10 protein-coding genes are annotated in these 10,555 nt (G+C 55.7%); 3 read left to right on the forward strand and 7 right to left on the reverse strand.

Annotation, left to right across the window (positions count from 1 at the left end; translation table 11 throughout):
* Positions 1-144: 144 nt before the first annotated feature.
* Positions 145-627, reverse strand: coding sequence for a single-stranded DNA-binding protein (locus tag BUE18_RS22570; RefSeq protein ID WP_073478429.1), 483 nt, complete (start codon positions 625-627; stop codon positions 145-147).
* Positions 628-789: 162 nt separating this feature from the next.
* On the opposite strand from BUE18_RS22570, the gene BUE18_RS22575 reads away from it, so the two are divergent.
* The 3 genes from BUE18_RS22575 (at position 790) to BUE18_RS22585 (ending at position 4,510) form a co-directional block, all read left to right on the forward strand.
* Positions 790-1,596, forward strand: a complete 807-nt coding sequence (locus tag BUE18_RS22575) for a class I SAM-dependent methyltransferase (protein WP_170868437.1) — start codon at positions 790-792, stop codon at positions 1,594-1,596.
* Positions 1,553-2,566 (forward strand): AmmeMemoRadiSam system radical SAM enzyme, encoded by a 1,014-nt coding sequence (amrS, locus tag BUE18_RS22580; protein WP_073478431.1) that lies wholly within the window; start codon positions 1,553-1,555, stop codon positions 2,564-2,566. Before BUE18_RS22575 ends, amrS begins: the two co-directional genes overlap by 44 nt.
* A 123-nt stretch (positions 2,567-2,689) precedes the next feature.
* A complete protein-coding gene (locus BUE18_RS22585; protein ID WP_139264872.1) occupies positions 2,690-4,510 on the forward strand; it encodes a C45 family peptidase in 1,821 nt (606 codons plus the stop codon).
* 98 nt (positions 4,511-4,608) lie between these two features.
* On the opposite strand, the gene BUE18_RS22590 is transcribed toward BUE18_RS22585, so the two are convergent.
* The 6 genes from BUE18_RS22590 to rfbA all read right to left on the reverse strand — a co-directional run bounded on the left by BUE18_RS22590 (position 4,609) and on the right by rfbA (position 10,286).
* Positions 4,609-5,055, reverse strand: a complete 447-nt coding sequence (locus BUE18_RS22590) for a CGGC domain-containing protein (protein WP_073478433.1) — start codon at positions 5,053-5,055, stop codon at positions 4,609-4,611.
* 214 nt (positions 5,056-5,269) lie between these two features.
* Positions 5,270-6,118 carry a lysophospholipid acyltransferase family protein gene (locus BUE18_RS22595; protein ID WP_073478434.1) on the reverse strand — a complete coding sequence of 283 codons (849 nt, stop codon included), beginning with the start codon at positions 6,116-6,118 and terminating at the stop codon, positions 5,270-5,272.
* Positions 6,119-6,193: 75 nt separating this feature from the next.
* Entirely contained in the window at positions 6,194-7,201 is a 1,008-nt protein-coding gene (locus BUE18_RS22600; RefSeq protein WP_073478435.1) for a glycosyl hydrolase family 18 protein, read from the reverse strand.
* Positions 7,202-7,261: 60 nt separating this feature from the next.
* Positions 7,262-8,668: a mannose-1-phosphate guanylyltransferase/mannose-6-phosphate isomerase gene (locus tag BUE18_RS22605; RefSeq protein WP_073478436.1), complete on the reverse strand. Its 1,407-nt coding sequence runs from the start codon at positions 8,666-8,668 to the stop codon at positions 7,262-7,264.
* Between the two features lie 176 nt (positions 8,669-8,844).
* Positions 8,845-9,399, reverse strand: coding sequence for a dTDP-4-dehydrorhamnose 3,5-epimerase (rfbC, locus tag BUE18_RS22610; RefSeq protein WP_073478437.1), 555 nt, complete (start codon positions 9,397-9,399; stop codon positions 8,845-8,847).
* 11 nt (positions 9,400-9,410) lie between these two features.
* The gene (gene rfbA, locus BUE18_RS22615) at positions 9,411-10,286 is read right to left on the reverse strand and encodes a glucose-1-phosphate thymidylyltransferase RfbA (RefSeq protein WP_073478438.1); all 876 of its coding nucleotides are present in this window, start codon (positions 10,284-10,286) and stop codon (positions 9,411-9,413) included.
* Positions 10,287-10,555: the final 269 nt, after the last annotated feature.

Here is a 10,555-nt window from a genome sequence, read left to right on the forward strand (position 1 = left end):
CTTGGGTCAAAAAAAAACGCAAACCCCGCAGGAAGAATGCCGCCTGGCAATAAAAAGCCCTGAAAACGTTGGGTAAAGCGTCTTCAGGGCGTGCGTTTTCTGTATCAATGGTCAGACGGCGGAACGTCCCGCAGATGCGTCTCTTTAGAAGGGGATGTCGTCATCGTCCATGCCGCCCTGATCGTAGGAAGGTCCGGGCATATCGTCCTGGTAGCCGCCGTCCGCAGGGCCGTTGTTTTGATATCCGTTGTTTTGGGGTGCGGGCCTTTGGGCCGGCCTGGGCTGGTAGTTGGAAGGGCCTTGTCCTTCCCCGCGCCCTCCGAGCATGACCATGTTATTGGCGATAATCTCGGTGGTCCATCTTTTGTTGCCGTCCTTGTCGGTCCATTCTTTGGTCTGGAGGCGCCCTTCAAAATAAACCTGTCTGCCTTTTGTGAGGTATTGGCCGCAGATCTCCGCCAGTTTGTCAAAGACCACGACCCGGTGCCACTCGGTCCTGTCCTCGCCTTTGAACCTTTCGGTGGTCGCCAGGTTGATATTTGCAATGGCCAGGCCGCTGGCGGTGTAACGGATTTCCGGGTCTCTTCCTAAGTTGCCAATAAGCATTACTTTATTCAATCCCGCCATTCAACGTCTCCCTTTTTGCTTGAAGTTCATTCGGATGATTAATTAGGCCATGAAAGTATCGGTTGCCGGGGCGTGTGTCAAGCACTTCCCGAAAAAGGGGCGTTCAATGATTAATGGTTGAAAAATCAGGCGTCATGCCCTATTATTTATAGTATGGGATACGTGTTCGAACATCAAGACGCCGCCAGTTACGATGACTGGCTTTTCGACCCTTCCAGAAGGGCTGCGGCGCAATTGGAAATGCGTCTCATGACCCGTATGCTCGGCAAGGGGCAGGGCCGCAGGCTGCTGGACATCGGGTGCGGAACTGGTTGGTCTCTGGAGCTTTTTTTGCGCCAGGGGTTTAATTGCACCGGCCTGGACCCTTCCATACCCATGCTGGAAAAAGCCAGGGAGCGTCTCGGGAACCGGGTGGATCTCCATCCCGGCTTGGGGGAGAGCCTGGACTTTGACGACAACAGCTTTGACGTCGCCTCCCTGGTCACCACTCTGGAGTTCGTGGAAAATCCCAGAGCATGCCTGGAAGAGGCCTGCCGGGTAGCCAAGGACCAGTTGTTCGTGGGGTTTCTCAACCGCTACGCCATCAAAGGCCTGCAGCGCAGGCTTAAAGGCCTGTTTTCCTCAACGGTGTACAACAAAGCCCAGTTCTTTTCGGTTTGGGAAATGAAGTCCCTGATCCGCTCCGTGGCGGGGGAAGCGCCGATCCGGTGGAGAACCACCTGCCAATTGCCCGGAGTTTACGGCCAGAGATCCATGCAGCTGGAGCAGTCTCCCATCATACAGCGGGCGCCCACAGGGGCTTTTTGCGGTATGATCGTCGTACTCAATCCCAAGTTCAGGACAAGGCCCCTCCCTCTGAGGGTGGAGCCATCCCGCAAGGAGAAACTTCTGGCCTGCTATCGAGATTACCCGGGGGTTTGCAATCATGAAGGCATATCTTTTCCAACCCATGGAGAACTCCAGGGTTAAATGCAACCTTTGCCGCCATCAGTGCATCATTCCAAAAGGCAAAAGAGGAATTTGCGGAGTCAGGGAGAACCGGGACGGAGAGCTGTTTACCCTGGTTTACGCCCAGGCCATCGCCGCCAGCGACGATCCCATTGAAAAAAAACCCCTGTTTCACGTGCTTCCCGGGTCGCGCTCTTTTTCCATTGCAACCGTTGGGTGCAACTTTAAATGCCGGTTTTGCCAGAACCATAACATCGCCCAAATGCCCCGGGACCATAACGGCAAAATTATGGGGCGGCCTTTCCCGCCGGACCAGGTTGTGGCCCAGGCAAAAAAAACCGGCTGCCAAACCATTGCCTACACCTATACGGAGCCCACGGTATATTTTGAGTACGCCTACGATACGGCCAAGCTCGCCAGGCAGGAGGGCGTCCGCAACGTCTTTGTGACCAACGGATACGAGTCCCCCGAGGCGGTGGAGATGATCGCCCCGTACCTGGACGCCGCCAATGTGGATTTAAAGGCGTTTTCCCCCGAGTTTTACAAAGATATGTGCGGGGCGAAACTGGAAAACGTGCTGGACTCCCTGAAATGCATGAACGAGGCCGGAATTTTTCTGGAAGTAACCACCCTGGTTATCCCAGGGCTCAATGACGATCCGGACCAGCTGCGCCGGCTCGCCGGATTTATTTCAGAATCGCTGGGGCCCCAGACCCCATGGCATGTCAGCCGGTTTCATCCCATGTACGAACTGACGGACAGGAGCTCCACGCCGCCCTCCACGCTGTTTGAGGCTTTTGAAATCGGCCGTAAGGCCGGGCTGCATTACGTGTATACCGGGAACATCCCGGGTCAGGGCGGAGAAAGCACTTTTTGCCATCATTGCGGGCAATTGTTGATTGACAGGATGGGGTACGTCATTCAAAGGAACGAACTTGTGGACGGAGCATGCCCCAATTGCCAAACTCCGGCCCATGGGATATGGAAGTAAATTGATTAAAGAGGAATTGTCACTTTCCACCGGGAAAAAACGACTATAAACTTGGAGGGAGTTTATCTTCTGTTCGTTTTCTTACCGGAAAGGTCTTGCCTGATCATGCGCCTTGGATTCCAATTGAAAGCTGTTTGCATACTTGCGTCCATATTATTGTCTTTGCTTGCCGGGCCGGCAGGGGCTGCGCCCCATGTTTTTCGCGTCGACGCCTCCGGAGGCAGGACTCCCCTGGAGGTCGGCCAGGATCTTGGCGCCCAAATCCTGGAGCAGGAGCCCGGCTTCCCGATTCTGGTGGACGGCCTTTTGGCCGGAAGCCTGGAGGTCCTGGTGGCTCTCTATAACGGCTATTACAGCCTGAACCTGGACGCTCAGGGGCTTTTTGACGACCTTATGAACGCCAAAAGCAGCGGCGATCATATCCCGGAACTTGTCGCGGATATGCGGTCCGGTTCAAAGGTTGACCAACGATACCAGGAGGAGATGCAGGGCCTGGCCTCCCAGTTGGATTTGACGGCGGATGACGTTTTGGGCGACGGGGCGTTGTCTGCAAACGAGTTCATCCTATATCAGTTTCTTTACGACGCGCTTCAACCGGTGTCTTGCTCGGGATTCGGGGTTTACGGGGCTTATTCGGGCACAGGCAATCCCATAATCGGAAGAAACCTGGATTTGCCTTACGTCACTACGGACACGCTTAAGCTGCATGCCGTCACCATTTATGAGGGCGATTCCTATTCCTTCGTCAATATTGGCTATATGGGCATGGCGGGGACGATCACCGGGTTACGAAGCGACGGTCTTTTCGGCGCGGTTATCGGCTCGAGCCTGTCCGGCATCCCCTTTCTGGAAACCGGCCGCAGGTCCATTCTTTTCGACCTTCGCTACGCCCTGGAAAACCTGGACGAAATCGGATCCCAGGGAGGGGACGAAGGCATCCACGGCTACACCAAGGATCATAAATACCATTTCAGCCATAGCCTGCTCCTCGCTGATTCCAGCCAGGTTATGATCCAGGAGCATCCCTGCGGCAAGACGGTGAACAATGAGGAATCCCTTCCCGGCAGACTCCGGGGGTGGGAGGCCGACCTGTATCCCACCACGGTTTCCTGGGGAGGCCGGAGAAACATGGTCGCCGTCACCAACCGGTTCGTCCTGCCCCCCGGCCTGCCTTATCCCTGCGAGCTCTGCCCTTCCGGCTGCTTCTCGGGCGCTTTGGATGCCGCCGGCATAGCCGAATATAATTACTATTCCATGGATCACGCCTGCGACTACATTAATGAAACCTGTTACGCCTATGACGCGGACCAACCGGACGACTGCACCCTGGCCGAGCCCCAAACCAATTGCTGGGAGTACTGCAACCGCGAATCCGATTACGCCGGGGATTACTGGCCCGGGACTTATGATGTAGGCTTCTATAGCGAAGACTTTGACCGCAACGGATACTATCCGATTATGGAAGAGGAATTGGGTTTCAGCACGGCCGAAAAATGGGAGCGCTTTGTGGAACTGGCGAAATTCCTGCCCAACACCCAGGCTCACCCGGGAAGGGCCGCCACAGTCGCCGATATAGCGGCCATGATGACCGACCAGGAAGGAGAAACCGACCCGATTCTAGCTGAGGGCACCGGGCTGGTCGTTGCTGTGGCTACTGTAGAGTCCATGGTGATTCAACCCGTGGAGGGACGCCTTTACCTGTATACTCCCCCCAGCTATAACGCCCAGGCGGACAAACCCTATTTGGAGGAAATCGGCTTGTACAATCCTTTGAAGGGGGATATCAACGCCTCGGGTCTCTTGGACCTGGACGACGCCGTCCTCTGCCTCCAGGCCCTGGCCGGGTGCGATGTTCAGGATTTTGAGAACAACGGCGTTAACGGCGAACTGGACATGGAAACCGCCCTGTACATCCTGCAAAAGAAGGCGGAGGCAAGATATTGAAGCCTCCTCCTTCCAAGGATTTCAAAGGCTATGTGTAAGCGAATTGATTCTTCCACGCCGCCGCGTCCGGAAAAATATTATTGGGAGCCCGGCATTCCTTAGTTGTAAGCCAGGCGCATCTTTTCATCATTCAATGTCGGCTGAATAATAGCCTGCCATTCATCGCTGTTCCATGTTTCCAGCTTTTCATGCATCTGCAAATATTTCTCCGGTATGGGATGGGTGCCGTATACAACCTCCAGACCATACTTGGCTTTAATAAAGTCATGAAAATAAACGATATGTGGACAAGGCGGATACCCGACAACCAGGCCGGTGGCCAGATGAATTACTTCTGCTCCGTTTGCCTTCATTTCGTCCACGGCGTATTCCATGTTGCCCCCGGGGCATCCGTCGCAACTGGTGTATCCGACGACTTCCACTTCCATGCCTTTGTATTTGCTGAAGGCGCCCTCGCGATTTTTAAGAGATCTGAAACATTTTCCCCCGGCGCATCTGCGATAGCGGTCGCAAATTAATATCCCAATTTTTTTTGTTTCTTTCATAACGTCTCCTTTACATTGATAGACGGAAAAATTTTTAGGGACAATTTTCGTATATTTTCAAATCCAGGAGAATGTGTCCAGAATTTTGACAAAGGCGGGGGCAAAAAAAGGGGGCGGCCTTTGAGGCGGCAGGGCTTGTCAAACGCCGCTTGCTTCCATGGTCGGCAAAACGGCAGGGACATCCTTGTCCCGCATGCCTTTGGCGTGCCCTTATCTAAAAAAACACCTTTTCCCTTTGGACCAAAAGGCGGTTGACCGTCTTCTGGATGTGGTCCCGGACCTGGGCGGTAATGCGGTTGACCAGCAAGGGCTCCTCCGAGGGCCTGTATTTCATGTCCGGGATTGGGATGGGCTTTCCAAAATCGATGAACCATTTGCTGGGCAGGGGCAGGGCGCCTAAAGGCCCCAGCCACGGCCAGGTAAAGGTGATGGGCGCCCAGGGCAGTCCCAGCATTTTCGCCAGGGGCTTGACGTCGTACAGCATGGGATAGATTTCCTCGGCCCCCACGATGGAAACCGGGATGATGGGCGATTGGGTCTTAAGCGCCACCTTGACGAATCCGCCCCGGCCAAAGCGCTGCATCTGGTATCTTTTGCTGAAAGGCTTGCCAAGGCCCTTGCCGCCTTCCGGAAAAACCAGGGTGAGGCAGCCGCTTTCCAGGAGCTTTTCCGCGTTTTCCGGCATGGCCTGCACCCCGCCCAGCCGGGAGACCAGATAATTGGCCCACGGCCAGTTGCTCAGCATGTCCACATGGAGGGTTTTGGGCAGCCTGGGGTTGGGATGCTCCCGCATGATGGCCGCCATAACCATGGCGCCGTCAAAAGGCACCGCGCCGCCGTGATTGGCGGCCAACAAAGCCCTTCCCTTATCCGGGATGTTCTCAATGCCCGACGCCGTCACCCGAAAATAGCGGCTGTAGAAAAAATCCAGGATGGGCCAGAAGGATCGGCGGATTCCTTCGTCCATGCCCCATTCGTCTACGTGATAATCCCCCTCCAACCGCTTTTTAGCGGCCTGCGCCAGAGAGTTTACGCCCAGCGCTCTTTTCAGCGATTTATTCATCAAGGCCTCGCAGGATTGTCCATGCTGATTTTACGGCGCGTTTTCGGCGGCGGCTCAATGGCGGTCCATGGTTGACTATTGCAAATTGGTGGACTTGGACAGAAAATGCTCCCTATAATACTCCCACTCCCAGTCGTCCATCTCCCATTCGCAATAAATAGCCGTCCCCTGGTAATTGGCGGGAAGCCGCTCTGATGACAGCAGCCCCGCGTGAATGCCGGACAGCGCCGTTTTGATATTTTCCACCCTGGGGCTATGGTACAACACTCCGGTGTCGTCGTAAACCGGAATTCCCAACAGCACTTGCGAATCCTCGGTCCATGACAGAATTTCCCGGGTCCAGCCGGCCATAAGATGTTCGTAGATTTTGGGCATGGGGGCGGCCGAATCGTAGGTCATGACGGCCATTTGATCCACCGGTTTTGAGATGGCCCGGTAATACTCCTCGCTCCAGTGCACGGAAATGACCGGCTGCAGCCAGGTGGTGGGCGGGTAGGCTGCTATGGACAAAACCTTCCCCGGCGGCATGCGTTTTTTCAGGGTTTCAAGCAGCAGGACAAAGTCCTGATTGCCCGAAGGCATGGGCTCGATGTTGACGTGCAGCCCGGCCAGCCGGGGATGTTCTTTCAGCAAGGCGATTGCCGACCGGCAGAAATTGTCCCGCCACTCCGGGGATTCCAAAAAGCAATGGGTGTCCAGAATTCCTCCGATCCAGGGCATAACGCGGATGCCGTGAAAACAGTCCAGCAGCAGTTCGGTCTGGGGTTTATCCACGGGAGGAATCGTCCCGTCGGGTTCGGCGGGGCAAAGATGGGGATATACGTCCTTAATATGATATTTTCGCAGTTTTACGGCAATCTCCTGGATGCGTTCCGGATCGCGATACAGGGAGGCCTTTTTCCTGTATTTGGAAAACCAGCCGTCGTCGCCGATCCAGCCGTGGCTCAGCCACATGCCGTTGGCGCCAAGGTCGTGGATTCCACGAACCTCCCGGGCGCCCGGGGTCCACAGGGTATATGCGGCCGCCGCCAGGCCGGCTAAGGCCAGGCACGCAATCAGGATGCGGGAAAGTACCCTTAACATGAAACTGCAACCACCTCGCTCTATGCTTCTCCCGGAGGATTTCCGCCGGTTATCGGCCTGCTAACGGCCGTACACGTCATCCAGACGGACTATATCGTCTTCACCCAGATAGGCGCCGGACTGGACCTCGATCAATTCCAAAGGGATCTTCCCCGGATTTTCCAGCCGATGCACCACGCCCAGGGGAATATACGTAGACTGGTCTTCATGAAGGGTGATTTCCTCGCCGTCGCGGGAGGCGATGGCCGTGCCGCTCACCACCACCCAATGCTCGGCGCGATGAAAATGCTTTTGGAGCGAAAGTTTGGCGCCGGGCTTGACCGTAATCAATTTCACCTGAAAGCGGTTGGAAACCTCAATGCTTTCATACGATCCCCAGGGGCGATAAACCTTTCTGTGGCTGACCGCTTCCTCCCGCTGCCGTTTTCTCAACTCCTCCACAATGTGCTTGACGTTCTGCACCTTGTCCCGGTTGGCCACCAGGATGGCGTCCGCGGTCTCCACCACCACCAGATCCGAAACGCCCACGGCCGCCAGCATTCTTTTTGTGGCGTGCAGGTAGGAGTTGGTCACGTCCACCGTGGTGACGTCGCCCATGAGCACGTTGCTGTTTTCGTCCTTCTCCCCGGTCTGCCACAAGGATTCCCAGGAGCCCAGGTCGTCCCATCCAATCTCCAAGGGCAGAACCACGCCTTGGGACGTCTTTTCCATGACCGCGTAGTCGATGGAAATGGACGGCGACCGGCCGAAAGCTTTGGCGTCCAGGCGGAAAAAGTCCAGGTCCTCCCGGCCGTCCTCCACGGCCTGCTTGCAGGCCTGGACGATTTCAGGCGCATGCTTTTTCAGTTCGTCCAATACCACCGAGGCCTTGAACATGAACATGCCCGAATTCCAGAGGTAGTCGCCGGAGGCCAGATATTGCTCCGCCGTAGGCAGGTCCGGCTTTTCCACGAATTTGTCCAGGATGAATGCGCCTTCGGCGAAAGACTCGCCTTTGCGAATGTAGCCGTATCCGGTTTCCGGGGCGTGGGGGACAACGCCGAAGGTGATCAGGCGGCCTTGCTCGGCCAGCGCTTCCCCGGCCTTGGCGGATTTCAAGAAGCCTTCGGCGTCCTGAATATGGTGATCCGCCGGCAGCACAAAAAGCACCGGGTCCTCGCCCAGGGCCAAAGCCTTTATGGCCGCGGCCGCCACGGCGGGCGCCGTGTTTTTTCCCACCGGCTCAAGGACGATGGAAAAAGGATCGATTTCCATTTGCAGGAATTGCTCCGCCACGAAAAAGCGATGCTTTTCGTTGCAAACGACCAGGGGCGAGGCCGCCTCTTCCAAACCCTGAAGGCGCAAAGCCGTCCTTTGCAGCAGGGAATTATCCCCGGAAAGGGCAAGCAATTGCTTGGGATATTGATACCGGGACAAGGGCCACAACCGGGTGCCGGACCCTCCCGCTAAAATTACCGGTAATATCATGATGTGCTCCGTAAAGATCCAAAAAGGCCGAGACAACGCAATGTATCACGGAGAGCAAAGTCTATCAAGCACTGGGAATGCAATCCGATCCCTATTGAATCAGTTCACCCTTCAACAATCGGACGAAATTTCTTTGAAAAAAGCCTGTGCGTCACGCAGGGAATGCCAGGGCGTCCTTATTTGTATGCAGGCAAGCGGTTGGGGGGGATGTCCTTCAGCCTGGGTCCGGCCTGGTCTTTTTCCGATAAGATCGGATCGGACAAAGGCCATTCAACGCCTACGTCCGGGTCGGACCATAACAGCGTCCCTTCGTCGCCGGGGGCGTACAGGGCGTCGCATTTGTAGCAGACCCGGGCTTCCTTGCTGAGCACGCAAAACCCGTGGGCGAATCCGGCCGGGATGAACATCTGCCTGTGGCTTTCATCGTCCAAAATCGCGCCCGTCCATCGGCCGAAAAAAGGCGAGCCTTTTCGGACGTCCACGGCCACGTCAAAAATCCGCCCCTGGACGGCCTGGACCAGCTTGGCCTGGGCGCGTTCTATTTGATAATGAAGGCCGCGCAGCACCTTTTCTCCGGAAAGGGAAAGGTTGTCCTGGACAAACTTCACGTCCAGGCCGTGGGCCGCAAAGCGGGCGCTGTGATAGGTCTCCATAAAAAGGCCCCGATGGTCGGAAAAGACCGGGGGTTCTATGATCAAAACTCCGGGAAGGGGTGTTTCCTGTATTTTCATAAAGCCTGTTTTCAGTATTTTTCCTGGGCCAGCATGTCGAGCAGATATTGGCCGTAGCCGCTGGAGAGCAACGGCGCGGCCAGCTTTTCCACCTGCTCCGCGCTGATAAAGCCCATGCGATAGGCGATTTCCTCCACGCAGGAGATTTTCAGCCCCTGGCGCTCCTGGATGATGCGCACGTAATTGGACGCCTGCTGCAGGGTGTCGTGCGTTCCGGTGTCCAGCCAGGCCATGCCTCGGCCCATGACTTTCACCTGCAGTTCGCCTTTTTCCAGATACAGCCGGTTCAGATCCGTGATTTCCAGCTCGCCCCGGGGGGAGGGCTTGAGGCGCCGGGTCAGCTCCACAACCCGGTTGTCGTAAAAATACAGCCCGGGAATGGCGTACTGGCTTTTGGGCTTTTCCGGCTTTTCCTCGATGTTGACGGCCATGCCCTGGGCGTTGAACTCCACCACGCCGTATTCCTCCGGGCTTTTCACCGGATAAGCGAAGATGATTCCGCCCTTTTCCAGTTCCACCGACTCCCGCAGCAAAGGCGTCAGGGTTTGGCCGTAGAACAGATTGTCTCCCAATATCAGGCAAACGGAGCCGTCTCCAATAAAGGATTCGCCCAAAAGAAATGCCTGGGCCAGGCCTTCGGGCCGGTCCTGCACCGTATAGGTCAGGGACAGGCCAAGCCTGCCGCCGCCGCCCAACAGCTTTTTAAACAAGGGCAGATCCTGGGGCGTGGAAATAATGAGGATCTCCCTGATTCCCGCCAGCATGAGCACCGAAAGGGGGTAGTACACCATGGGCTTGTCGTAAACCGGCAGCAATTGCTTGGACACCACCTGGGTGAGCGGGTAAAGCCGGGCGCCGGTCCCTCCGGCAAGGATAATCCCCTTCATGAACGGTTCTCTCCAAAAATCCGCGGGTTGACTAAATAAACTGGGGCTGAAATCCAGTATTTGACTATTATCACAGAGAATCCCCGCCTGCAAGGCTGCTCCGACAAAACACCAGGGCCAACGCAAGTAAAGAATCCGCGTGTGGCGTTTCGTGTTCAGTGAATTTTACGAAAACACAACCTCTTGTAAATACTCAACGTCCATTGCCGCATTCAGCCTCTTGGTTTTTATACTTCCTTTAAAGGATTTGTCTTTTTTCAGCAAATTCA

The sequence above is a fragment of the Desulfatibacillum alkenivorans DSM 16219 genome (genome assembly GCF_900142135.1).
GTDB lineage: Bacteria > Desulfobacterota > Desulfobacteria > Desulfobacterales > Desulfatibacillaceae > Desulfatibacillum > Desulfatibacillum alkenivorans.

Bases quoted from the DNA above. Each gene is read 5' to 3' on its own strand.
- rfbA (WP_073478438.1), bottom strand. From the start codon at position 10,286: ATGAAGGGGATTATCCTTGCCGGAGGGACCGGCGCCCGGCTTTACCCG.
- rfbC (WP_073478437.1), bottom strand. From the start codon at position 9,399: ATGAAAATACAGGAAACACCCCTTCCCGGAGTTTTGATCATAGAACCC.
- BUE18_RS22590 (WP_073478433.1), bottom strand. From the start codon at position 5,055: ATGAAAGAAACAAAAAAAATTGGGATATTAATTTGCGACCGCTATCGC.
- BUE18_RS22605 (WP_073478436.1), bottom strand. From the start codon at position 8,668: ATGATATTACCGGTAATTTTAGCGGGAGGGTCCGGCACCCGGTTGTGG.
- amrS (WP_073478431.1), top strand. From the start codon at position 1,553: ATGAAGGCATATCTTTTCCAACCCATGGAGAACTCCAGGGTTAAATGC.
- BUE18_RS22595 (WP_073478434.1), bottom strand. From the start codon at position 6,118: ATGAATAAATCGCTGAAAAGAGCGCTGGGCGTAAACTCTCTGGCGCAG.
- BUE18_RS22600 (WP_073478435.1), bottom strand. From the start codon at position 7,201: ATGTTAAGGGTACTTTCCCGCATCCTGATTGCGTGCCTGGCCTTAGCC.
- BUE18_RS22570 (WP_073478429.1), bottom strand. From the start codon at position 627: ATGGCGGGATTGAATAAAGTAATGCTTATTGGCAACTTAGGAAGAGAC.